This is a genomic window from Shewanella sp. 10N.7 (assembly GCF_020806285.1).
GTDB lineage: Bacteria > Pseudomonadota > Gammaproteobacteria > Enterobacterales > Shewanellaceae > Shewanella > Shewanella electrodiphila.
In genome coordinates, this window is record NZ_JAJGZS010000017.1 from 1 (window position 1) to 25,961 (window position 25,961).

18 protein-coding genes are annotated in these 25,961 nt (G+C 38.3%); 4 read left to right on the forward strand and 14 right to left on the reverse strand.

Features of this window, described 5'->3' with window-relative positions:
• Positions 1–515: 515 nt before the first annotated feature.
• From LMH66_RS11885 to dnaQ, 3 genes are all read right to left on the reverse strand, one after another.
• Positions 516–1,736, reverse strand: a complete 1,221-nt coding sequence (locus LMH66_RS11885) for a DcaP family trimeric outer membrane transporter (protein ID WP_229370286.1) — start codon at positions 1,734–1,736, stop codon at positions 516–518.
• 333 nt (positions 1,737–2,069) lie between these two features.
• Positions 2,070–3,380: a TIGR03503 family protein gene (locus LMH66_RS11890; protein WP_229370289.1), complete on the reverse strand. Its 1,311-nt coding sequence runs from the start codon at positions 3,378–3,380 to the stop codon at positions 2,070–2,072.
• Positions 3,381–3,402: 22 nt separating this feature from the next.
• Complete coding sequence (gene dnaQ / locus LMH66_RS11895; RefSeq protein WP_102528756.1) at positions 3,403–4,137, reverse strand: DNA polymerase III subunit epsilon; 735 nt, start codon at positions 4,135–4,137, stop codon at positions 3,403–3,405.
• A gap of 73 nt (positions 4,138–4,210) precedes the next feature.
• Between dnaQ and rnhA the strand changes: the two genes are divergently transcribed.
• Positions 4,211–4,684 carry a ribonuclease HI gene (rnhA, locus tag LMH66_RS11900; protein WP_102528755.1) on the forward strand — a complete coding sequence of 158 codons (474 nt, stop codon included), beginning with the start codon at positions 4,211–4,213 and terminating at the stop codon, positions 4,682–4,684.
• Positions 4,685–4,691: 7 nt separating this feature from the next.
• Here the strand turns inward: rnhA and LMH66_RS11905 are convergent, their stop codons facing one another.
• Entirely contained in the window at positions 4,692–5,423 is a 732-nt protein-coding gene (locus LMH66_RS11905) for a class I SAM-dependent methyltransferase (RefSeq protein ID WP_229370291.1), read from the reverse strand.
• Positions 5,424–5,790: 367 nt separating this feature from the next.
• On the opposite strand from LMH66_RS11905, the gene gloB reads away from it, so the two are divergent.
• Both gloB and LMH66_RS11915 read left to right on the forward strand, forming a co-directional pair.
• Positions 5,791–6,582: a hydroxyacylglutathione hydrolase gene (gloB, locus tag LMH66_RS11910; protein WP_229370293.1), complete on the forward strand. Its 792-nt coding sequence runs from the start codon at positions 5,791–5,793 to the stop codon at positions 6,580–6,582.
• Between the two features lie 140 nt (positions 6,583–6,722).
• The gene (locus LMH66_RS11915; RefSeq protein WP_229370295.1) at positions 6,723–8,240 is read left to right on the forward strand and encodes a LysM peptidoglycan-binding domain-containing protein; all 1,518 of its coding nucleotides are present in this window, start codon (positions 6,723–6,725) and stop codon (positions 8,238–8,240) included.
• Positions 8,241–8,394: 154 nt separating this feature from the next.
• Here the strand turns inward: LMH66_RS11915 and LMH66_RS11920 are convergent, their stop codons facing one another.
• Genes LMH66_RS11920 through LMH66_RS11930 form a run of 3 tightly spaced genes read right to left on the reverse strand, consistent with a single transcriptional unit; the run spans position 8,395 to position 11,307 of the window.
• The gene (locus LMH66_RS11920; RefSeq protein ID WP_102528751.1) at positions 8,395–8,937 is read right to left on the reverse strand and encodes a BsuPI-related putative proteinase inhibitor; all 543 of its coding nucleotides are present in this window, start codon (positions 8,935–8,937) and stop codon (positions 8,395–8,397) included.
• Positions 8,937–10,754, reverse strand: coding sequence for an AsmA family protein (locus tag LMH66_RS11925; RefSeq protein WP_229370297.1), 1,818 nt, complete (start codon positions 10,752–10,754; stop codon positions 8,937–8,939). Before LMH66_RS11925 ends, LMH66_RS11920 begins: the two co-directional genes overlap by 1 nt.
• Positions 10,755–10,812: 58 nt before the next feature.
• Positions 10,813–11,307 (reverse strand): putative 4-hydroxy-4-methyl-2-oxoglutarate aldolase, encoded by a 495-nt coding sequence (locus LMH66_RS11930; RefSeq protein WP_229370299.1) that lies wholly within the window; start codon positions 11,305–11,307, stop codon positions 10,813–10,815.
• A gap of 172 nt (positions 11,308–11,479) precedes the next feature.
• On the opposite strand from LMH66_RS11930, the gene LMH66_RS11935 reads away from it, so the two are divergent.
• Positions 11,480–11,794 (forward strand): hypothetical protein, encoded by a 315-nt coding sequence (locus LMH66_RS11935; protein WP_229370300.1) that lies wholly within the window; start codon positions 11,480–11,482, stop codon positions 11,792–11,794.
• 310 nt (positions 11,795–12,104) lie between these two features.
• Here the strand turns inward: LMH66_RS11935 and LMH66_RS11940 are convergent, their stop codons facing one another.
• The 7 genes from LMH66_RS11940 to LMH66_RS11970 all read right to left on the reverse strand — a co-directional run bounded on the left by LMH66_RS11940 (position 12,105) and on the right by LMH66_RS11970 (position 25,884).
• On the reverse strand, positions 12,105–13,751 hold the full coding sequence (locus LMH66_RS11940; protein WP_229370301.1) for a methyl-accepting chemotaxis protein: 1,647 nt from the start codon (positions 13,749–13,751) through the stop codon (positions 12,105–12,107).
• Between the two features lie 487 nt (positions 13,752–14,238).
• Positions 14,239–15,393 carry a GGDEF domain-containing protein gene (locus LMH66_RS11945; protein ID WP_229370302.1) on the reverse strand — a complete coding sequence of 385 codons (1,155 nt, stop codon included), beginning with the start codon at positions 15,391–15,393 and terminating at the stop codon, positions 14,239–14,241.
• Between the two features lie 256 nt (positions 15,394–15,649).
• Complete coding sequence (locus LMH66_RS11950) at positions 15,650–16,138, reverse strand: GNAT family N-acetyltransferase (protein WP_229370304.1); 489 nt, start codon at positions 16,136–16,138, stop codon at positions 15,650–15,652.
• Positions 16,139–16,607: 469 nt separating this feature from the next.
• Positions 16,608–17,141 (reverse strand): cell division protein ZapC, encoded by a 534-nt coding sequence (locus LMH66_RS11955; RefSeq protein WP_229370306.1) that lies wholly within the window; start codon positions 17,139–17,141, stop codon positions 16,608–16,610.
• Positions 17,142–17,330: 189 nt separating this feature from the next.
• Positions 17,331–18,353, reverse strand: coding sequence for a quinone-dependent dihydroorotate dehydrogenase (gene pyrD, locus LMH66_RS11960; RefSeq protein WP_229370308.1), 1,023 nt, complete (start codon positions 18,351–18,353; stop codon positions 17,331–17,333).
• A 65-nt stretch (positions 18,354–18,418) separates the two neighbouring features.
• On the reverse strand, positions 18,419–23,263 hold the full coding sequence (locus LMH66_RS11965; RefSeq protein ID WP_102528742.1) for an NAD-glutamate dehydrogenase: 4,845 nt from the start codon (positions 23,261–23,263) through the stop codon (positions 18,419–18,421).
• A gap of 266 nt (positions 23,264–23,529) precedes the next feature.
• Positions 23,530–25,884 carry an efflux RND transporter permease subunit gene (locus tag LMH66_RS11970; RefSeq protein WP_229370310.1) on the reverse strand — a complete coding sequence of 785 codons (2,355 nt, stop codon included), beginning with the start codon at positions 25,882–25,884 and terminating at the stop codon, positions 23,530–23,532.
• Positions 25,885–25,961 lie beyond the last annotated feature (77 nt).

Genomic DNA, 25,961 nt, shown 5'->3' on the forward strand with positions numbered 1-25,961 from the left:
ACCCGCGACCCCCGGCGTGACAGGCCGGTATTCTAACCAACTGAACTACCGCTCCACTTAAGTTGCGAAGAATAATAGAGATGTCGTCAAAAACCGTCAACCGTTTTTTTTATTTTTTTGTCTGTTTAGCCAAAAAATGTTCAACCAAGCTTAATTCATGAGCTTTTTGGATGTAAATAAACCAGTTTAGTGCCCTTCTTGTGATGTCATTATTTTTATCAAACAATAAAACTCACATCCAATAATTTTCTAATCAGTAATTAACCATGGGGTTACTCTCTTTTTTCAAAATAAGAATCTATTTATTGATAAATACTTAAACAAGCGTGAATACTGAATCAAGAGTGAATACTTAAGCAAGTGTGTATACTTAAGCAAGCTTGAGTCCATAGCTGATCTACTGTCTGGTCAGCTATAGACTTTTATAGCTTGATAAGCTGCTTTAAAGTTCCTATCAATACTGCTTTTAAACATGAAAAACCTAGCATTAAAGTGAGCCACAAAACGTTAAGCAGTTACAATACGTATTTAGCTGAAAACATAATGCGATTTAACTCTCCTTCATCGCCATTTTCTTTACTGTTTTTAGCGTACATGTACTCAACACCTACTGTCAGAGGCTTAACAGGTGAATAGAGTAAATTAACATAGCCAGAGTATGAGTCTTTATTGACCTCATCTGCCATCAAGCTGGTATTGTTATCAGCACTAAAGGCTGAAGCTGTTAAGCTAGTACGCCATTTATCATTCCACCAGTGACGATAAGCAATAAAACCCCCATAGGATGAAATGGTGTCAATATCGCCATCAGCATCAATAACGCCGGCATTTACATAATTTAATGCCATATAACGACCTAAACCTTCTCCATATGTCGCTGTAAACTTTAAATCATCTTTTCCGACGGGAAGTATGCCGCTAACGCTTACACCGTAACCCATGGCTGTGGCATCTAACTGAATATCATTGATTTCGGTTTCTATATTGAGCTGTCTTGCAATACCGGCAACAGAAAACTTAGCCCCCTGCTCTGTTTTAATGTTATATCGTGCGACAACGTCTGGCACCATGCCACTTCCACTCACAATTCTGCTTGTACTTTGATAAGCATTTAGTGTTGTTTCGGGGTTTTCTAATGAAAATTGAAACCCACCATTGGTATATCTAACTTGCGTTTGACGAACAAACGGTGTCCCTTCAGCAGCACCAACAAAATCAAGGTTTTCAGGTAACGCTGCAGGGTTTTGAAAAGTGGTCCAAGACTGGCCTACAATCCAATTGTCAAAACTGACAAAGGCATGACGAATACGCGGCGAATAGCTATTAGAAACACGTTCATTGCCATCAGCATGTGTCATAAAATCTAACTCAATAAAACTCGTTAATTTATGATCGTCGATACTGCTAACCGTTTTAAAATTAAATCTTGATTCCCTAGCTTGTAAATCAACAACCTGACTGCCATTACCATCAACACCATAGATAGTGCCAGGCACATAAAACTGCCTTGAGATTGAACCAGAGTCAGGTGCGCCATTACTATAATCACTGAACATGGTATCGACTTTTATATAGCCGCCAAAGTTCACGTCAGTGTCATCAATCACTGATGCGCTTACATTTGTTGCGGCAAGTGCGCTGGCGACCACTAGCCCTATTAGGCTCAATCCTTTGTTTAATTTAAAAGATTTAACATCTGATGACTTTAGCTTGGCGTTAACTACACAGTTTTTCATTACATCACCTTATTTTTATTTATAACCTTCCATCGCATCCGTAAATGATGAGAAAGATTGGGATTTAGGAATTTTTAATATCCATGGTGTGATGATAAAACTGGAATTTGTTCCAAAATGTGGGTTACTAGTAGGTTTACAAAAAGAAACTCAGTCGTAACAAGAAAGTTAAAAGCGAGTCCCAAAGTTTTGATTTTAGAGATAAATGTCAATTTTTGGAATGGGTGCCATAGTGTGAATAAGCTTTCTTTAACACGCTAAATGATTAGCTAATAGAAGATTGATGGTGAGATGATTAAAAATGGAGCTAGCATTGTAGCTCCACCGTAGTAGTTACTTTTCGTCTGGCATGGTTAAATCGAGATCATCAATGCTTGGTTCGTCGGTATTCTCAGCACCACCCTCTTGCTCTAAACGCAGTTTTGTTGCCGCTAACGCTTTGTTTAGCGCTTGTTTCTTGCGCCAAATAATTAAGCCTAGAATGCCAATCACTAATAAACTGCCGTTGATGACTAAAATCCAGAATATGGCTTTATCTTTTGCTGCTGCCTCTTCTTGCGCTGCTTTAATCGCTGCACGCTGGGCTAACTCTTCGGCTGATGGTGGCGGCGCAGGGGGTTCAATTAAATTGAAAAACTGCTCGGGTAAGTCCAGTACAATCTCACGGCCTTCAATGGTCGTTGAGACTGCAGAGCCTTTAATTCGATAGCTGCCAAAGCCAGTGACCGATGGGATAGCGAGTAAGGTTTCAGCGAACTGAACCTCATTAAAGCTTATCGGTAACTTAAGGCCAGCTGGTCCGACAATATCAAAATGAAAATGAGTTTGTTCAAGTTGTAAAACGTCGTCATCAACGTTTAACTGAAGATGCCAAACACCGTTTAATTTATCTTCAGGTTCAATTACATCTACAGCAATCGGTTTTTCTGATAAGTAAAATGGGTAGCTAATTTCTCGTTGAAATATATTATTTCGAGCTTCAACCGTTAAGGTGTAATTCCCCCACGGTTGATTGAGGTTTTTCTTACCAGTAAAGATACCATCATCAGGTACTTCATCTAGCCCTTCGCCATTGTCTTTATAGGAACCTACGATGACAGTTCCGGTGGTAAAGTTTGCGTCAGTGTTTTTATGATGACTGGCAAACTTGACAGTCCACTCAATCATGTAATCAAGTCCGGGCAGCCTGACTGTTAATCCATCCCCTAATAAACGCGATGTCACTTTTAAACGCTCGCCTTGAAATAAAGGCTGTGGAATTGGCTCAACGTCAATTTCAAGGTTAGACACTTTTTGAATGGTTGAATTGGGCGCTAAACTGCCCAACAGCTGCCATGGACCAGGCATTGGCTTTTGGATTTTTATCATATCACCAGTCAAGCCATCAACCCATTTGACAGACTCAGGATGCCTATCGGCATACCATTTAGAACCATCGGGTAATATGACAATAACGGGCGCGGAGCCATATTCACGTTGCACTAATAATGTCAGTTCATCGACCATATGATCAATTCTGAACCTATTTTTAAGTTCAGTGGCCTGTGTATATGGCACAGCTAACGCCGATTGAGAAAAGGTGCTCGCAATCAGTATTAGCAGTGACAATGCCAGTGACATTAAATACGGTTTAATTCCATTCATTACTTGCGCTTTTACCTTAATTTTAGGCTTCACCTCTCCAGAGGCACTTCCCCGATTTCTTGACTAAATCAAGACGTTCGTCATGTAATACTAATTCATCGGCCGTAGCTGAGATCACTTTAAGATTAAACTCATTTTGATCAATTAATTGTATCCCACCACCCTCCTGCCCCGCTTTTTCATTGGACAAATTAAATTTAATTTGTCCGCCCGTCATGATCAGATAAACATCTGCAAGAATTTCGGCATCTAATAACGCGCCGTGATAGGTACGACGAGACAGATCGATACCATAACGACGACACAGGGCATCAAGGTTGTTCTTTTGCCCAGGGTGAAGATGTTTTGCAACGGTTAATGAATCGAGAATGCCACAAATATCAGCAGTTTTGGGGCCGATGGGTTGAAGATTTGCAAATTCATGATCCATGAAGCTGATATCGAACGGTGCGTTATGTGCGACGATTTCAGCGCCATCAATAAAGTCGATAAATGCTTGGGCTATTTGATGAAAACGAGGCTCTTTTGCTACTCGTTCATCAGTGATGCCATGTACTTCAATTGCTTCAGGATCAATGAGCTGACCAGGATTAATATATTGATGGTAAGTTCTACCGGTTAATTTACGGTCAATGACTTCAACACAACCAATTTCAATAATGCGGTGACCAATATAAACAGGCCCGCCTGCTTGGTTCATACCCGTTGTTTCTGTATCTAAAATAACCTGGCGACTTGCGCTAGAAATAATATTCATAGGTAACTCAATTAATAGTTGTGTATTTAAGTATAATTGCCGCAATTAATACGTATTGTATGGTAACAATTTGATGTCAGAACTAAAACAAATCAAAATTTATACTGATGGCTCATGTCTGGGTAATCCAGGTCCTGGCGGATACGGTATTGTAATGAAATATAAGCAGCAAACCAAAGAATTGTCTGACGGATTTAAATTGACCACTAATAATCGCATGGAATTATTAGCCCCAATCATAGCATTAGAAGCCTTATATGAACCGTGTAATATTATTTTAACGAGTGATAGCCAATATATGCGTCAAGGGATCACGCAATGGATCCACGGATGGAAAAAAAGAGGTTGGATAACATCCACTAAAACACCCGTTAAGAATGTCGATTTATGGAAACGCCTCGATGCAGTCAGTCAAATTCACCAAATGGATTGGCGCTGGGTTAAAGGTCATGCTGGACACGCTGAAAATGAACGCTGTGATGATTTAGCTAGGTGGGCTGCAGAAGCTAAACCGGAGCAAGAAGATGAAAACTATAAGCCTGAATAAATTTAACTTAGTTTGGGTTATTTAATTTATTTGAATGACCCGTTCTACCTGCTGTTGATGCTGGCGCCCATTGAGGTGCCCGCGCTTTTTTCTTTTCTCTAATCGGTGTCAAAGGTGACTCCATTTTTCGCGCCACAATAAGATAAACACTGCCAATACCAGGAAGCCATCGCTCAATTCGGTTTTGCCACCAAGCACCTTGGTTAATATCGCCAATAAGTGGATGATATATAAATCGTTCATCTTGCAATATTTTATAACCCAAAAGCCCTAGCCAATCTTGGACCCTTGCAGGCATGAAGAATTGTCCAGACCAAGGAAGTTTTGTTTGATATTTAGGCATAACCTTTCCAATAAATGCAGTGCTAACCGGATTAAACCCGCAAATAAAGATATAACCACCGCTGATCATCACTCTATCGACTTCCCTAAGTAACCGGTAAGGATCTTGTTCAAACTCTATAAGAAAGCTCATTAATACCGCATCCATTGAACCACTATTGAGCGGTAAATGGTGGGGGTCAGCAATGATTGATGCTCCTTCTCCATCGTGAATAGAAAAATGACGAGCAATGTTGCAGTGTAAACTGGAGATTTGATGGCTAAGAGGGCCAAGTTTAAGTAAATGATAACCGAATATTCTTGGCCACCAACTAGCCAGTTGCTGCTCAACTGCTAATTGGATCTCATCACCACAAGGTAATTGATGCCATTGCTGCGGTTTCTCATTTTTTGACATGAACAATAACCCTTTAAGATTGTAACGCCTCACTTGAGTATAACGATTTTTGAGTTTTTTTGAACTAAAGTCCCTAAGGCGATTCAATAAATTATGCTATTGACAACAGTAGGTAAATTAAGCAGAACTTTCGAATCTCTGGACTTTGGCTACCAACATGCGAGCCGCTCAAAGTTTAACGATCAATACCAATTCTGTATCAACATATGCTCTTCATTTCTAGTCTGTATTTCCGCTTTAATAGATGATTCAATCAAGGCAATTTGTTCAAATAAGGTATACAAGACTCTCAAGTGGCAGGCCATTATTTGGCGTCTCTAAGATAATCCGTTAATCTGTAGTTTCATCTATTATCAAGGTTGCTTTCATGCTCTCAGTTATTACCATCCCAGCTTTTAATGACAATTATATTTGGCTTTTCCATCAAGCTAATTCTAACAAAGCTTATGTGGTCGACCCAGGTTGTGCACAGAGTGTATTAACCTATTTAAGTCAAGCTGATGCTCAAGGCAATAAACTAGAATTAGTGGGTATTTTGATTACCCATCATCATGCTGACCACACCGGTGGTATCGCTGAACTACAGCAAGCTTATCAACAGCAGTTAGCGGTATATGGCCCGAGCAAAGAAAAAATTTGTGGTCTGACTCAATTAATCGAACGTGATCAGACAATGTCACTACCCCATATAAGCAGCCCTGTTAAGGTCATCGAAGTGCCAGGCCATACCCTTGGGCATATTGCTTATTCAATCGAGGACGCCTTATTTTGTGGCGACACCCTCTTTAGTGGCGGCTGCGGACGATTATTTGAAGGAACGGCTGAACAAATGAGGGCTTCTTTAGCGAAATTATCATCCTTAAATGCAAATACAAAAGTCTATTGCGCCCATGAATATACCCAAGCAAATTTAGCCTTTGCCATCGTTGTCGAGCCGAATAATAGTGCACTGCAGCAATATCAACAGTCAGTTCACAAGGCAAGAGAGAACAAAATTTCAACAATTCCTTCTACTATAGCAACAGAATTAGCAATTAATCCATTTCTAAGAAGTAATTGTACAGAAATAAAACAATCTGTTTCTGAGCAATTTGATGTAGAGAATCCGACTGATTTACAGACATTTACCCTATTAAGACAATGGAAAAATAATTTTTAAAATACTGACAAAGCCAAGCAAACGTAACTAAGCAAAGACATTAAGCGTGTTTTGCTCTACAATTCCGCTTTAATTTTGACCAACACTTTAGGCTTACAACCTTATTAAGCCTATTTGCAAGACTTAGGAATATTGTTTTGATGCACAAATCTTTATATATTTTTATTGGTGGCATGGCCTTTTTAACAGGTTGTCAAACTCTTACAACACCAAAACCGACCCCTGAGCCGATTGCTATTCAAAAGCCTGTAGAGCCTGAAGACACTATCGTAAAAGTTGAAAAACCAGTTGAAATTACCGATGTATGGCAACGTATTAGTTTGCAAATGTCCTTGCCGATATATGACCATAAACTGGTTAATCAGTATCGTGACTGGTATCTGGCTAACCCTAGACATTTGGAGATCGTTTCAAAGCGCGCTGAGCCATATCTTTATTACATTGTAGAAGAGTTAGAAAAGCGTAATATGCCAATCGAAATCGCCTTATTACCAATTATAGAAAGCTCATTTGACCCTTCAGCTTATTCAGCAAGTGCCGCGTCTGGGCTCTGGCAATTAACCTCACCTATCTCCAATCATTTTGGCGTAAAGAGTGACTGGTGGTATGACGGTCGCCGAGATGTTCCAGCTGCAACGATTGCCGCATTAGATTTTCTTGAATACCTGTATGTCCGTACAGGTGAGAACTGGTTGTATGCCATTGCAGCTTATAATACTGGTGAAGGCCGTGTAAATAATGCAGTGCGCCGTAATAAAGCTGCAGGTAAAAGCACAGAGTTTTGGGCTTTATCGTTACCTAAAGAAACACAGCACTATGTCCCGCAGTTAATTGCCTTATCTGACGTTATTAAAAATGCTGATAAATATGGCATTAATCTAACACCTATCAGTAATGAACCTCATATCGCCATCGTTGATATCCAAAGTCAGATGGACTTAAAGCTTGCTGCTGATTTAGCAGATATGAATATTAATGAGCTTAAAAGTTTAAATCCTGGGCTTGACCGCTGGGCGACATCACCTGATGGTCCCCATACTTTGGTTGTGCCTTACGACAAAAAAGATGTTTTTGAGCAAAAGCTTGCCCAATTAGATCCCAAATCAAAGCTAAATTGGCATCGTTATAAAATTCAATCTGGTGATACGGTCAGTCACATTGCGAAACGTTTTGATACTTCACCCTCGTTTATCCGTTCTAGTAATAACCTAAAGAACAACAATATCCGTGCTGGCCGATATCTTATAATTCCAGTTCCACCTGAAGGGGCTGATTTAACAACCGATGAGCTATTAGCACAAAACCAGTTAACACCTAAAGCGATGACGTATACCGTTAAGTCTGGCGATTCATTATGGGTTATTGCACGTCAGTTTGATGTCTCTGTAGATGCGTTAATTCGCTGGAATAGATTACCTAAAAATGGCGCATTAAGCATAGGTAAAGTACTGACGATTGGCAGTGCAACATCTAGTAATGCCACAGAGCGTACGGTTAATTATAAAGTGCGTTCAGGGGATTCTTTAGCACGTATCGCTAATCGGTTTAATGTCTCAGTCGATGATTTAATCAAGTGGAATAAGCTGCATAACACTAAATACATTCAACCAGGTCAAATGTTAAGACTCGTTGTTGATGTGAGTAAAGTGAACGCGTAACAGTGTTAATCTAATGAAGTGAAGATTGTCGATGAATGCCACATTCTATAATCTAGCATTCATTAACATTCAATAGCACAACGAATAAAAACGGCCAGTGAAATCACTGGCCGTTTTTTATTTCATTCATACTAAATCAGTTCAATAAGCTATTTTATTTAACGATAAGCGGCGTTGAACCTGCATTGATTAACGGTAAGCTACTGCCTTCTGCTTTACCTGCAAATTTTACTTCAAAGCGATAACCAGGGCCTGAAACTTTTTCCATAATCGCAGCAGGAACACTGAATCTAGATTTAATCGTTTGTGCTGGTGCTAACGTCACATCTCTTAACGCTTGGGTATACATCATATCTTGCGATGATGACCATACCTTTTGCCCTTTAGGATCGTATAACCACAAATCAGCTGTCATTCCCGAGTTAAATCGTAAATTAACACTACGACTTTGGCTGTTAGTGACTGTATGTGTCAATGACATTGCTTTACTTGGATCGGTATATTCTTTAGCTTCTAAAAATCCGACTAACAGTGTTTCAGCCATTGTTGAGACTCCAGCGCCTAACATAATTGTTTTGGCTTGCATTACGGGTTTTACCTCTGCTGCTGCCTCTTTGCTGTTTTGTGCTGTAACATCGGTACTTGTCGCACTACAACCTACTAACAGTAAACTTAAGCAGCCTATAAAACGTTTCATTAAAACCCTCCTAATTTTTTGAACAAGCTATCTTTTAGCTTATCAGTTTCACCTTTTAACTTAGCATCAAACAATGCGCTAGTATCAATACCAAATTTAGGGTCTTGCATACTGCCTTTAATGGTTAAAGGTATATCCACACCAGCTAACGCATCGCTGCCACCGCCTTGACCTGCAAGTGAACCAACGACAGATGTCGTAAGTTTATAATCAACAGTTTGCGAGTCAATATTGGCACTACCATTACCAGCTAAACGTATTAATGGCGAAGCCATTGATAAATCTGGGTTAGTAAATACCGCATTTTTCAGTGAATAAGAACCGGTTAAACTGGTGAAGTCAGTTTTGAGTTCTTCATCATTTTTAGCTGATAAATCCCCTTTTAACTTATCTTGAGCACTACGGATCATTTGCGGAATATTCACCCCGTAAAGCGAACCATCAGCAATAGCGAAATCACCATTTGCTAATAGGTTCTTCTTCAAGTTGTCAGGGAGTAAACTCTTACCAGAACCTTTGACATTAAAGTTTGCAGCGCCAGAAATTAAATCAATATTAGCAGCATCTTTTAATAGCGGACGGAATTGTACCCCTGAAAGCGTTTGCTCGAAATTGTAACTTGCCACTTTTTGGCGTCCATCAAGTTTTGCTTTAGCTGTGATACTACCCTCGTACAAATTAGCTGAAAAATCACTCAGATTAGCAATACCATCTTTCACAGTCGCTTTCATTTTCCAGTCTTGAGTTAATAAATTTGAAACCTTTATCGACTTAACCGTCATGCCTAAGGTTAAATCAATCGTTTTAAGCGCCGATAAATCGGGCTCCTCGGCAGGTGTTGTTGAAGCAACTTGCTCTGTTTCTTTGGTTTCAGTTTGTTCACTTGCTGGCATTAGGGAATCAAGGTCTATATCACCAAAATCCATCTGCACATTAATTTTCGGGATCTTATTGCCATAGTTCACTTTGATGTCACCAGTAGCATTAATATCCATTGCTGACAGCTTACTAATTGCAACCTGAAGCGTTTGCGAATCAAGTACAACATTAATATCAGTGACTAGTTGGGTTGATAACTTCTTATTGGGGATACTGTCACCGGCTACATCAGTATTGATAGAAAAACCACTTATCATCACTTTCGATAAATCATGTTGCACTGTCAATTGGCCTTCGCCGTTACTATTTACCGTCATATCAGGCATCTGCGCTGAAAAGTCATAAGCAAAATCAGCAGCATTGCCTAACGAGAATTCACCTAAGGTTAAGCTATTTAACATGAAGACTTGTTTGGTATCACTAATCTCATCAATGAGATTAATCCTAGTATTGGTAATTGATACGCCACCGATTTGTAGGCTTTGAAGTTGCAAATCGCTTTTTTCTGAAGGTGCGGCCTCTTCTTTAGGTGCTGTGGCAGCCTTGTCACCACTAAGACCATCTAAACTGTTAGCGCCATCTTTTTTTGTCACCATGTTAAGTGTCAAACCATCTAATGAAAGCATGGCAATTTCAACTTCTTGGCTTAATAGCGGCATCAATGCCACATTTGCAACCGCTTCATTGATTTCAACAAAAGTCGCTGGGGCGAAGTTCTCAGGGTTGGACAATGTTATTCCGCCCAAGTTAATGCCGATAGAAGGAAAGAAACTCCAACTTAAATCATCTTTAATAGCAAACTCACGCCCAGTTTGTTCTTTTACCGCATCTACAATTTGTGGTTTAAAACTATTGAGATCAAAAAATACCGTTAAATACACAACCAGTATTAAAATCAAACTAGCCATAATACCTAATAGCCATTTAAGTGCCTTCATGTTTGCATCCTTGTAAGCAAATTGAAATTTAATGAGAAATTCTGTTCTATATATGAGTTTAGCTTAATACTATTAAATCTAAAGGTTTTTCAGAGACTGCTATACCATTTTTATCGGCATAAACCATCATGTTAGGTTTTATTGTGACGCCAGCGATTTCAATATCCGCATTCACTAGGCCGACATCTTTTTTATCGGTTTTGATTGGGTTGCTCGCAAGTGCTTGAACACCAATATCAATAGTAGCAAGGGTGCCAACATCACGCACAGCGCCATAAATAATGATCCCTTCCCAATCATTATTTGCTGCAGATTCAGCAATCATATCACCTAATAACGCACGTCGGCATGCACCGCCACCATCAACGACTAGGACTTTTCCTTTACCTGAACTGGCTAATGTTGATTTAACTTTTGAATTATCTTCAAAACACTTAACCGTCACTATTTCGCCATAGAAAATAGTTTTACCACCATATGTATTCCAATTCGATTGAACCAAAGTCAGTTTATCTTCGTAATAATCAAATAAATCAGGCAATAAATCTAACATCTCACACTCCATGTACTAATTTAATAAGACTATCATTAATATAAACGTGTATAGCTATTGAAACAATTCATTAATCTGAATAGACTGTCGCTATAGTTGATTGTTCATGGATGAAAACACTGCAATATCCTTATTGCTATTCATTAACCCACCTTTCTAAGTAGTTTTCAATATGACAGATATTAATTTACAAAATGTTATTAATGCTTTCGATGAATTAGATTTTGAAAATCGTACCACTAAGAGTTTAGAGAATGCTCGTAACAGAGTTCAAATGAAGACCTATTTGTCTTCTTTAGATTACAGCTTACGCCGTATCAAAATTCTTGAGGAAGTCGTTTCTGAGTTAGTTGAAGAAAAGCAAACCGAACTCGTAAAACAAGAGCATATTCAGACATATAAAGCCAAGATTATTCAGCTTTCTAGAGAGTTCAAAATCTCTTATCAAGATGTGTTAAGTATTATGTTGAAATTAAAACAAGATTAGAAATGAATACAAAGTAAGTTATTCACTCAACTCTGAAGATATTAATTATATTTTATTCAGATAAAACTGATGTCTTTGGGAAAATGAAATTTCTGAAATACAGCATTAAATTATCTTAAATATAATCATCAATATCCGCTGTAGCAATTTACCTATCGTTAAACTCACTTAAAATAATATACCAGATAAACATATGACCTAAGCTAAGTGAGTGATGACTTTTATAAAGCGAGTTAGCTTTTACAGTTAATCCTGTCATTGATATAAAATTTGTATCAATGACACAAAAGCTGAGTATTCGAAAAAGCCATTAGACTTTAAAATTACCAACAATACTTTCTAATTGAGTAGAACCTTCTGCTATTTGTATACTGCTATTAGAAAGTTGTTCATTGTGAGTTTTATTTTCAACAGACATGTCATTAATTCTTGTAATGTTCATATTAAGTTCAGATATAACAGCGCTTTGCTCTTCAGTTGCGCCAGCAATTTGAATGTTCATTTGCGATATGTCACCAATCGCTGTTTTAATCGAATTGAGTGCAGCTTCTACTTTTTGGGTTTCTGTCACTGTTTCATCAGATTGCGTTATCGCGCGTTCGACTGACTGGTTAACATTTTCAATAGCTTCTCTGATAGCATCAATAATGCCATTAATTTCGCGGGTAGAATCTTGAGTTCGGCTCGCTAATGTTCTTACTTCATCAGCTACAACTGCGAAACCTCGACCAGCTTCACCAGCTCTTGCTGCTTCAATCGCTGCATTCAGAGCCAATAAGTTAGTCTGTTCCGCAATACCTACAATAACATCCAATATTTGCCCTATTTGGCTGGAACTGACCTTTAATCCTTTCGCTACAATTTCAGTTTGTTGAAGTTCCGTGGATAAATCGCCAATTTTCACTATCGCATTATCAACAATCTCAGCCGTTTTATCCGCTTCGCTATCAGCAACATTAGCACTTGATGCTGCAGCTTGGGCGTTTGAAGCCACTTCAGCTGCAGTCATCGACATCTCATTAATTGCAGTGGCGACATTTTCAGTTTCCATTTGCACGTTGGAAGATATTTGATTGGCCTGTGAAGAAATAGTCGATAAATCATTAGCCAGGGTATGACTCTCTGACACAGAATCCGCGACCGAGGTCACTAACTTCTGAATTTTATCAGTGAAAATATTAAAATTTTGCGCGATTTGATTTAATTCATCTTGACCAGCTTCAGACAACCTTAATGTTAAATCCCCTTCGCCTTTCGCAATATTCTCAAAAGCAGTAATGGTTTGCGACATGGGCTCAGCAATACTGCGAGTAATGACAAACAAAATAATGATGATTGGCAACCATACAATCAGTAAAAGTATTAAATATTGCATAGCAAATTCTGTCTTTTGAGCTTGGATATCATCGATATAAATGCCGGTTCCGATAATCCATCCCCATGGCTGAAAACGCTCTACCACACTCATTTTAGGACTAGGTGAATCTTGTTCTGGCTTATTCCACATATAATTCACAGTGGCATTCTTAGCGGAGTTTGTACGCTCAATCATTAACTGGAATAAAGGAACATTCTCGGGATCACGCATTGATAACACGTTAGTATCGATTAATTTTTTAGCGAAAGCATGTTGCACCATTATCCCATCAAGGTTGATAGTAAAAAAATACTCATTGCCAGAATAACGTAGTTCATTTAGCGCTGTTATTGCCGCCGCCTTTGCTTCAGCATCGGTTAATTTTCCTTCTTGTGACTGCTGATGAAACTGCGAAATAACTGAACTCGCTACTCCAACCAAAGAAGTTAACTTCGATTCTTTTTCTTGTACTAGAACATTATCAATACGATTAAAAGCGAAGAAGAACATTAGGATAGTGGCGAATGCAGCCACGATAATCATTGCTAGTAAGCGATTTGCAATGCTTGTTTTACGAAAGAAAAGATAGACAGCATTCATGATATATCACCGTATTCTTATAATAGGGATTAGATCACATGCGTGATCACTGTGAGGCTTCCCAGATCAAATACCACTTAACTAAGTTTAGAAATACCACACCTATATAATCGACCATATATGGGAATTATTTAGGGTTTAACGCTGCAAATATCTAAATAAAAATATTATCGATAGATCTAGTCTGTTTTTCACACTACAACTAATGCAACAATTTAAACATCAAAGAGGCATAAAAATTGAGATAATTACTAGTGTTAACCATCTAATTTAACAACGATAAATTTGTAATATAAAGAGTTACTACTCAGTAAAAGTAGTTGATGTATTTACATCTCGCAAGTACTTAACTGCCCGTCATGGTTAGTTATTTTTTAATTAGACAATAATATTTTATATTAGATATTAATGCTTAAATGAAGAAAATTAAAACAGAAACGCTGCTACCGCTTTATGGTTAGGGTTAGGGCTATAACTAGAGCTATAACTAGGGCTTATCGCTATATATTTCGATTCTATTTTTACCTTTGTGTTTCGCTAGGTATAAAGCTTTATCGCCTTGATTAATTAACTCATGCATATTTAATGACTGTTTTTTGTTGGTAGCTAAACCAATAGAAACGGTGACTCTTAAGTTTTTATCAGGCCAATAGAGTTTTGCCACGTCGGTTAATATTGATTCCGCAATTTGCTGTAGCTCTGACTCACTAAAGCAATGGAATACCGATAAGAACTCTTCCCCACCATATCGAATGTTCATCCCTGTATAACGTCCACAATGCTGCCTGATGATTTGCGCAACACCATAAATCACATTATCACCCACTTGATGCCCGTATACATCATTGATTGATTTAAAGTTATCTATATCAATCATGAGTAAACTCATACCTTGCTTTGATTGCTGTGCATTTTGGACAAATAGAGCTGCATTTTGGGTTAAGTAGAGTCTATTTTTTAATTCGGTTAATGGATCGGTTACCGCTTGTAGCGATAATTTACGCTGGCTGGCTTTTAACTTAAGTTGCTGACTGCGGATTTGTGAATATTGTTCAAAACTTGTATGTGTTTCAGACTCTCGTCTTAAACAAGCAATAAGGCACATGATATAAATAGCCGACATGATAGATAAACGATCTATTTCTTCTGCAAAATCATGCTCTAACCTTAAAGGAGATATCATCCATACGTAACAAATTGCCATAAATGTAAGTGCGATAAAACTGGCTTTGAACGGCAAGCGTGACAAGGCGCCGACATAAGCCATGACCAATATACCGCCCGATTGATAGTTAAAATCCCCTCCGTACATTGCCATCTGGCCAATATAAGTCAATGACCAATAAACACATAACACTAAAGTTAATTCAGCTAAATCTAAATGTTTTGGCGAATAACGTTTTAATAATAATAAAAGTGCCACACATAAAAAAGAAAAAAACAGCCGGGTCATTGTTGCTAGCCACGCATCTTCCTGTAAGTGCTGATAGTCAAAAAAACCAAATAACAGGTATATCGGAATAACTGAAAGCACAAACCCCGAATAAGGCAACATGACTTGGTAAATGTGAAAGTGTTTAAAGCGCCAAAAGGTATATTCTGAACGATGTATTTTGGCAGAGCCTTTCAAATAATCGAACATATAATTCCCTGAGTTATTTTAAGGTTATACTTGTTTAATTTGATTGTAGGACAACTGAAATTAGGTAGCAATAATTGACCATAAAATCATAAAATAGTTATCGACAACAATCTTTTTTGGAAATAATCTAATAGAACACGCTGTAATGACAATCTATCTGAGAGTTGTGAATTTCGATTAAAGATTGGTGCAATGGATGAAGGAGTACAGGGAACGTTGTAAAAGATCACTCGCCATTTAACAACCCGAATCTGTACTAAAACTTTTTAAGCATCCAAACATCACAGCCATCGTGAATGGTACCATCCAGAGGTTGGTTAAGATGCTCAAAACCTACTTTCTCATATAACTTAATCGCAGCGGTCATACTGGTTAATGTATCTAAATAACATTGTTTAAACCCCATATCTTCAGCAAATTCCAAGCAAGCTTGAGTGAGTTGCATGCCTATACCTAATCCACGGCTCTCGGGTAGCAAAAATAACTTACGAAGCTCACAAGTATCTTCTGACTCATTAAAAGAAGCGACGCCACCACAACCTAAAATTTTCCCATCTAACGATGCCACTAAATAGATACTCTTATTATTGTAATGATAATGCTGACTCATTTGCTCTACTTCAGGATCTGACGGTCCAAAACCTTCGCCAATCGCACCAAATTCCTTGCCAACAGTTTTAATAATTAATGCAACTTCGCTATCTTGTTCTGCAACAATTGGTTTAATCACTATATTCATCTTCATGGTCTTTTAGTATTCCAACATTTATGACTTTTCACCTTACCAGCTAAATTTAACATTTCAAAGATTAGCGATATTTATTAATACATATAGACATGATTATACTAAAACGAACCTTTAAAGCTCACAACTGCATCAAGTAATAGGTTTTGATTTTTAGCTATTCTAGGCATTTTTACGATGAGTAATAACAAGAGTTGCTCAGTAAGACATGCATCTGACTTATAATAAGTGATGAAAGGAGTTAATGTTGTGAGAAGTAAACTTTGTTGCAAAGTCATCTAATACAGCAAAATAGATATTGAATAGTTAAACTTTATAGCTTCTAAAACAATAATAGATAAGCTTCACTAAAGTGTTAAGCCTAAACTAATGTTGTAAAAAACGATGTTAAAGAAATCTATGTTAGAGAAACCAATGCTAGAGAAACCAATATTAAAGAAGCTAACGTCGAAGAAACAATTCTATTTGATTATGCAGCAACCACAAGTTGAGCTTTTCTAAGCGGATTGAGTCTATTATGCATCACTTTAATTGTTTCAAATTGCTGCAGAGTTTTGTTCTCAGATAATGGACACTCTTTAGACAGTACCATCACTAATGCAGCTTGTAGGCTATTCTCAACCACCATGACTAAAACGCGAGTACCATTAGCATTGAGGTTAAATAACTTACCGACTTCACAATAAACACATTCTTGGCTTATTTCAAAAAACCAAGATTTAGGCATTTGTGGTTTTAACAAAAAATGCGCAGCGGTTGCATTTAGTGCTGTTTGAACAACAGCAGCATCTGACATATTGATAACTTTTGGAAGAGTTTCAAGCAAATTGATATAGAATTTAGCGTGTTCGACACTAAATTCCGATGTTATTAATGCATCAGGAATGAGTGCTTTAGTTTTGTATGGGGTTAAGAACTCCATCTCGGAACCTAATGAAATACTTAATTGCTTATAGTCTTCATTATATTCCCACTGCCAGTCCTTATTTGGCATTAATAACATTTTTTAGTACCTAATTATAAGAATACAAGGTGATAATAGTTTATATTTCAGACAATATCAAAACATTATTGAATATTTTTGATATAAAGATCATAAAGTTACAACGATCGAAAGATCGTTAATTCGATCGCTATAACTTTATTAGATCTAAAAAAAGGATCTTTGGTTGGTTTTTAAACTATTCAGATCTTATTTTGCTTTATAGGCTTTTACAATATCGTTAATTAATCCAGGACCTTGGTAAATAAAGCCAGTATATATCTGAACTAATTGAGAACCTGCGTCAAATTTAGCTAAAGCATCTTCTGCACTATTGATTCCGCCAACGCCAATAATTGGGATCTCACCGTTTAAATATTCAGCTAATTGTTTGATCACTTTAGTTGAAAGATCGGTTAACGGTTTACCACTCAAACCACCCATTTCATCGGCATTATCAAGGCCAACCACAGCATCACGACTTAATGTGGTGTTTGTGGCAATTGCGCCGTCAAATTTACTTTTGAATAATGACTCAGCAATTTTCTCAATTTCTTCAGTGGTTAAATCTGGCGCTATTTTCAATGCAACTGGAACATATTTATTATACTTTTTAGCTAGCTCTGCTTGCTTTTCTTTTAGCGAGCTTAATAAATCATCTAACAATTCACCGTATTGCATTGTACGAAGACCCGGTGTATTTGGTGATGAAATATTAACCGCAATATAATCTGCATGTTGATAAACTTTTTCCATGCAAATTAAGTAATCGTTTTTGCCTTCTTCAACCGGAGTATCTTTATTTTTACCAATATTCACACCAACAATAATGTCTGTCTTTTTAGCCATTAAATTTCTGACTAAATTATCAACACCTTTATTGTTAAAACCCATACGATTAATAATCGCTTTCGCTGGTTTTAATCTGAATAAACGTGGTTGCTCGTTACCTGGTTGTGGACGAGGAGTGACAGTGCCGACTTCTACATGCCCAAAACCCATGGCATGGAATGCATCAATCGACTCACCGTCTTTATCTAAGCCTGCAGCAAGGCCTACAGGGTTATTGAATGTAATACCCATGCAAGTCACTGGAGCAGCGCTAACATTTTGACTATAAAATAGGTTTAAAGGGTTGTTTCCAGTGTTTTTTAAACTTCCAATAGCGATGTTATGCGCTACTTCTGGATCCATTTGAAACATTACTTTTTGTGCAACTTTGTAAAAAAACATGCTTTCTCCTAAACCTAAAAAAAACCCCGGCTATTTGCCAGGGCTTGTTCACTTATTATAAATAATTATCTCGGTCCTTCGCAATGAAGAATCAACAAATTAAGTTCACGTAACGCCACCGAGAATTTGGCAAAGTCATGACTTTGAGAGACTTTAAAGTCTGCTAATAGGTGGAACCAACGTTCCAATAGCTTCTCGTTATTGTCTATCCATTGCTGAATAATTGAATCGGCGTTACAAGTATCTGTACACGCTCGCAGCACAGTAGAGCTCAGTGCGCGTTGCTGCCAATCTAATTCTTCTCTGAAGGCGGCACGAGCAAGCGCTTGCCAATGGTTAGATACGGGCTGATTACTAATTTGTTCAAGGAACCAATGTAATTCAACTTTTGCACCAAGTCTGAAATAGGTTTCAGCCACAAGCTGAACTGACTTACCTTCGATTTGGGCAATTTGGGCGATATCTAACGCTGAGAACAAGGTACTCATTTTAGCAACAACTTGTGCTAAAGACTCAGGTACTTTTTGTTCTGTTAGTGATTTTATTTCAGTTGAAATCGCAATCACTTCAGCAGCAATCATATACTGATCAACATTGGTCTTTAATTCTTCAAATACAGGTTTGAAAAACGCCACTGTTTGCTCAATATTCTCACCTTTGGTGCGATGACGGATGAACCAGCGACAAGCACGACGCATATTGCGACGTAGTTGATGTAGCATTTCACTTTGCACGTCAGCAGAGACAATACCGTTTAATTCAGTAATTGATTGAGTTAAATCAGCTAAACCGAAAACTTCGCGAGCCATAGTATAACAAATTGCGGCTTCGGCTACTGTGGCACCTGTCTCATCTTGCATGCGTTGCACGAAATTAAAGCCCATGTCATTAACAAGTTCATTAGCTAATGAAGTCGCAATAATTTCACCGCGCAATGGATGCGCAATCATTTTATCAGCATATTTGTCTTGTAATTTCTGAGGGAAATAAGCCGTTAGCAATTTACTTAAGAATGTATCTTCAGTGATTTCGGCTGTAACTAATTGCTCTTTTAATACCATTTTTCCATAAGCAACTAACACAGATAATTCTGGACGAGTTAATGCTCTGCTATTGGCTAAACGATCTGCAAGTTCATCATCTGTTGGTAGGAACTCTAACGCTCTATCCAACTTGCCATCTTTTTCAAGATATTGAATATAACGAATGTGTTCTTTTAATTGTGAAACACCGTGAGCCTGCGTCACTGAAATTGTACGAGTTTGATCATTACAATCTTGAAGTACAATATCCCCCACTTCATCAGTCATTGACTCTAATAAGCGGTTACGTTGTTTAACGGTAAGTTCACCGTCTGCCACTAACGTATTGAGTAAGATTTTAATGTTCACTTCATTATCTGAACAATCAACACCGCCAACATTATCAACAAAGTCAGTATTAACTCGACCACCATTAGCCGCGAATTCAATACGCCCTAATTGTGTCGCACCTAAATTACCACCTTCACCAATGATTTTAGCGTTTAATTCATTACCATTAACACGAATAGCATCATTTGCACGATCGCCAACTTCAGCATGCGTTTCAGAAGTCGCTTTAACGTAAGTACCAATACCACCATTCCAAATCAAATCAACACGCATTTTTAGCAATGCTTGCATTAACTGGTTCGGGGTCATGGTGTCTGAATCAGTTTCAAGCATTCCCTTGATTTCTTTAGTCAACTTAAGTGACTTAGCAGAACGATTAAAAATCACCCCACCTTTAGACATCAATTTAGTGTTGTAATCTTCCCAGCTTGAACGCGGTAGATTAAACAAACGCTCACGCTCTACGTAACTCTTTTCAGTATCCGGGTTTGGATCAACAAAGATATGCATGTGGTTAAATGCTGCAACGAGCTTAGTATGGCGCGATAACAACATACCGTTACCAAATACATCGCCTGCCATGTCACCCACAGCTAAACAGGTAAAATCAGTTGTTTGGCAATCAATACCTTCTTCACGGAAATGACGTTTAACCGATTCCCAAGCGCCTTTCGCAGTAATACCCATTTTTTTATGGTCATAACCGTTACTGCCGCCAGATGCGAAAGCATCACCTAACCAGAAGTCATACTCAATGGCAATTTCGTTGGCAATATCAGAGAAAGTCGCAGTACCTTTATCAGCTGCAACAACGAGGTATGCATCATCTTCATCATGACGTACTACATCTTTTGGCGGTACCACTTTGCCTTCAATGATGTTGTCGCTGATATCAAGTAAGCCCCGGATAAATAATCGGTAACATGCTTGGCCTTCATTAAAGAATGCCTCGCGGCCACCTTCAGTTGGTAGCTGTTTACACACGAAGCCACCCTTTGCACCAACAGGTACAATAACGGTGTTTTTAACCTGTTGCGCTTTTACAAGACCAAGCACTTCAGTACGGAAATCTTCACGTCTGTCAGACCAACGTAAACCACCACGCGCTACTTTACCGCCACGTAAATGAACACCTTCAACTCGCGGAGAGTATACGAAGATTTCAAATTTCGGTAATGGGCGAGGCATTTCAGGAATGTCTTCAGGTAAGAACTTAAACGAAATGTACGGCTTGTTTTCGTTTTTGTTCAATGTTTGATAGAAATTGGTACGCAGTGTTGCGTTGATCAAATCTAAATAACGACGAATAATACGATCATCATCTAAGCTCGATACGTCCTCAAGACGCAAATCCACCTGTTCTAAAAACTTATTTAACGTACGAGTTTTTAATTTTGGATTAAATTTACGAATGAACATTTTAACTAGTAAGTCAGCTATTTGCGGATAGCGATTAAACGTTTCTTCAATGTATGACTGACTAAAAGTTGCATCTATTTGACGCATATATTTTGCGTAAGCACGCAGAATAGACACTTCACGACCCGTTAAACTGGTCGCTAAAATCATTCGGTTAAAGCCATCATCTTCAAGTTCTTTATCCCAAACTTGTGATAATGCATTTTGAAAACGATCTTGGCTATCAGCAAGGTTTTCAATGGCAGCGCCCTGCACTGTCATTAAGAAGTCTAAAATCCAGAAGGTTTGACCATCTGCAGTTTTAACTTCGTACGGGCGTTCATTAATGACCCGCAAACCAAAGTTTTCAAGCATAGGTAGCACATCAGAAAGATGAATAGGTTCATCTTTATGAAATAGCTTTAAGCGGACTTTATTATCATTTAATGCCGTTTCTTGTGGCTGATAAAAAAGCATGCCCAATTTATGTTCGTCGTTCAATGCTTCAAGGTGTTGAATATCAACCACTGCTGAACTAGGCAACACATCTTCTTTATAACTCGGTGAAAATGCCGTGAAGTAACGCTTAATAAGACCCGTTCCTGACTGCTCACCAAGAGCATTATTCAGTGAACTATGTAGTTTATCTTCCCAAGAGCGAGCTGCTTCAATTAGGTTTTTCTCAATAGCAGCCACATCGACGTCCATATTATTATTGTCAACTTTAATGATGTAATGAGTACGCGCTAAAGTTGATTCTGAGAAGTAAGTGGTAAATTCAACATCTTCACTACTGTTAAAATGTTGAGCCAAAATGCGTTGTGTATCTTGACGTAATTTGGTGTTGTAACGATCTTTTGATACATACACCAAACAAGATAAGAAACGACCAAAACCGTCTTTACGAACAAATAACTTTAATTTGTCACGATCTTGCATTTCTAAAACGCCGCGAGCGATATGAGCAAGCTCATCTTCTTTAGCTTGTATCAGCTCATCGCGAGGTAAGTTCTCAAGGATATTCATTAACGCTTTATAGTCATGAGAGCGAGGCGTTAAACCTGACTGCTCCATAACGCGTTCAACTTTACCAGCCAGTAGCGGAATTTCACGTGGGCTTCGATTATATAAATTAGAAGCATATAGGCCTAAGAATCGGTCTTCGCCTATGACATTACCTGCTTTATCAAAACGTTTGATACCCACATAATCGACATATGCAGGGCGATGTACACGACTTTTGGTTGAGCTTTTAGTAAGCACTAATAAGCTTTCATCCAGCGCTTCTTTACGGGCAGAAGCTGAGAACGTAGACAAAAGTAATCCACGATCTGCATGTTCAGCACTCGAGCGGCTCATTAAGCCTAAGCTTGAATCTAAATCTGGTACTAACTCAACATCACCTTCAACACGCTTTAACTCGTAATGTCTGTAACCAAGTAATGTAAAATGATGATTATTAAGATAAGTTAGGAATTTAGTCGCTTCTTCCATTTCGGCTTTATCGCCTGGAAATGGTTGCTTTGGTAATTGCTTAACCGTCTCGGTTAACTTATCTGACATTTGCTGCCAATCATCAACTGAAGACACAACATCAGCAAAAACTGATTCAAGCTCTTTACCAATGGCTTTAATATCGGCTTCGCTACTTTGACGATCGATTTCAATTAAAAATACCGCAACATTTTCAGTTGCTTCTGGTGCATCTTTAATAAAAGAAACTTCTTTAACCAATTCCTCATCACGAACTAATGCTAACGGTGTATGTAACACCATGTGTGCCGTAATGCCCATGCGGTTTAATGCCATAGTCACTGAGTCAACCAAGAAAGGCATATCTGGTTGAATAATTTCAATAATACTATGGGTAGACTGCCAGCCATGTTTCGACTGACTTGGGTTAAACACACGGATGTGGCTGTTGGTTTTAGCTGATTTGTTTAGCGCATTCCAAAGGCTTAGTACGGCACCATAAAGGTCGCTGTCATTACGAGCATTTAAGTCGTCTTTTGACATATGGGCGTATATACAATTGGCAAATTGCTCAACTTGTTTAGCTTGAGAATTAGGGATTTTTTTATGAATTAAATTGACTACATTTTCTAGTAGTACTGAAGGCATTGCATCTTTAAAGGCCATGTTGCAGTTTCCTTAAGCGTTTATGGCAGCGCTTTTATCATTATATTGGATGCTTCGGCTTGTTGATTCAGTCTAAAACTGAGATCTGGAGCAAAGTTTATTACTAATTAACTGCTATATCGAGCACTATTTTAGTGGTAGATCCTCTAAAATCCTTGTTAACTATAGAATTATAGTCACTATTTGACCAATCAAGCGTTTAGATAGACTAAGTATGCAAAAAAAAGAGGAGCCTAAGCTCCTCTTAATATTTTCAAACCGTTTATTTACTTGGGTTTGCGCCAGAATACCGCTGACAACGCAGGTAAAATAATTATCGCACCCAACATATTTACTAAAAACATGAAAGTTAACAAAATACCCATGTCCATTTGGAACTTAAGTGCTGAAAAGAACCAAGTACTCACACCAATAGCTAAAGTTAACCCTGTAAAGATGACCGCACTACCACGTTCAACTAAGGCTTCAAAGTAGGCTTGCTGGACTGCCATACCTTGAGTAAGTTTACCTGACATGGTCGATAAAATATAAATACCGTAATCCACGCCAATACCCACACCCAATGCAATAACAGGTAATGTACTCACCGCTAAACCGATATCTAGCCACGTCATTAATGCTTGCGCTAATGTTGAAACCACATATAAAGGCACAATCACGGCGATAGTCGCTTTAATTGAACGGAAGCTGATGAGACATAAAACAAACACCGCGCCATACACATAAATCATCATTGGTAGCTGTGCTTCGCTAACAGCCTCATTTGTCGCTGCCATCACGCCAACTGGCCCTGAAGCTAATTTAAACTGCAATGTGTCAGTATTAAGCTGCTTAGCAACTTGTTTTACTTTGGCAGTCACAACTTCAATGGTTTCTGCTTTATGATCTTTTAAGAACAAGAAAACTGGCATCACTGAACAATTACCGTTAAGTAATCCAGAGGTAGTTGGCACACGGCCTACAGCTTGCACTAAGCTCGCTGTGGTACGAGGAAGCACTTGCCATTTAGGATTACCTTCGTTGAAACCGGCATTCACTCGCTTAGAGACTGACGCTAAACTTGCGGTCGACTCAACACCTGGTGTATTGCCAACCATCCATTCAAACTGATCAATTTCATTTAGAATGGAATGATATGTACAGGCTTCAGGTGTCGCTTCAACAATCACAGTCATATAATCAGTTGTAATTGAATAATTGTCTGTTATATGGAAAGTATCTTGGTTATATCGAGAATCTAAATGAAGTGCTGGCGCACCGCCCTGCAAGTCACCAATTTTAATATTGCTTGCTTGCTGAAAACCAAAGCCGTATAGCACTGCGGTGCAAACTAATACAATGACAGCATATTTAGGTGTCGCGAATTTTGACAAGCTGCGCCACAAACCTTCAATTTTGGCTTTTTTAACTGGATCTTCTTTTTCTGGCTTAATCGTGGTGTATGAAATCACCAAAGGCAATAAAATGAGATTGGTTAAAATAATAACAGCCACACCCAGTGAAGCTGAAATAGCGAGTTCTCGGATAATACCAATATCAATCGCCAATAACGTTAAAAAACCAACGGTATCTGATAATAGCGCTACGCCGCCCGGCACTAATAAACTGCGAAATGCCGATGCTGAAGCTGCTTTGGTATTTTGACCATCGAGTACACGACGTCTAACAGCATTGATCATTTGAACGCCATGACTAACGCCAATTGCGAACACTAAAAACGGTACTAGAATTGACATAGGATCTAAGCCAAAACCGACCACAGTTAATAAGCCTAGCTGCCAGAAAACAGCAACAAGGCTGCACACAAGTGGGAGAACCGTTAGAATTAACGACTTAGAAAATAAATACACCATGACTGCAGTAATCAAAATCGCAATCAAGAAAAACAGTAATACGCCTTTTGCCCCTTCTGCGACATCACCTGCCATTTTAGCAAATCCAATAATATGGATTTTAATCGTTTCCGTTTCGTATTTGCCACGTAATTGATTTTCTAATTGTTTAGCGAATTGAATCGTGTTGAGTGGTTTAGTCGTAATATCTTTTTCAGCACCTTCAGACCCGGCCATTTCTTCGTCTGTTTTAGCCACAAAATCCATTAACTGCGCTGTTAACATCGCTGATGAATAATCATTTGATACTAAACGACCAACAATACCTGCCTTTTCCACATTGTCACGAACAACATTCAGGCCATATTCATCGTTACGAAAATCTGCAGGTATCACTGGTCCGCCAGCAAAACCATCTTCAACAACTTCAGTAAAACGTGTTGAAGGAGAATATAAAGACTTAACTTGGGAACGCTCTACACCCGGGATAAAAAACAGTTCATCATGAACCTGTTTCAGAGTTTCGAAATATTCAGGATTAAATATATCACCGCTAGTGTCTTCAACAGACACCATAATCCTATTCGCACCACCAAAATCTTTTTGATGCTTTGTATAGGTTTTCATGTACTCATGATTAAGCGGTATGTTTTTACTAAAAGCCGCATCCATTTTTAATTGGCTTGCTTGATAACCAAGAAAAAGTGTAATTAACATGAATGACAAAATCACCCACATGCGGTTTCTGAAAAGATGGGTTTCAAATCCATTGACCAGTTTTTCTAACATCTTATCGGCCCTATTATTGTTGTTTTATTTTTACACTAACTTAGTGTTTATTTTGCTCAGCTTATACCGTAATCGTA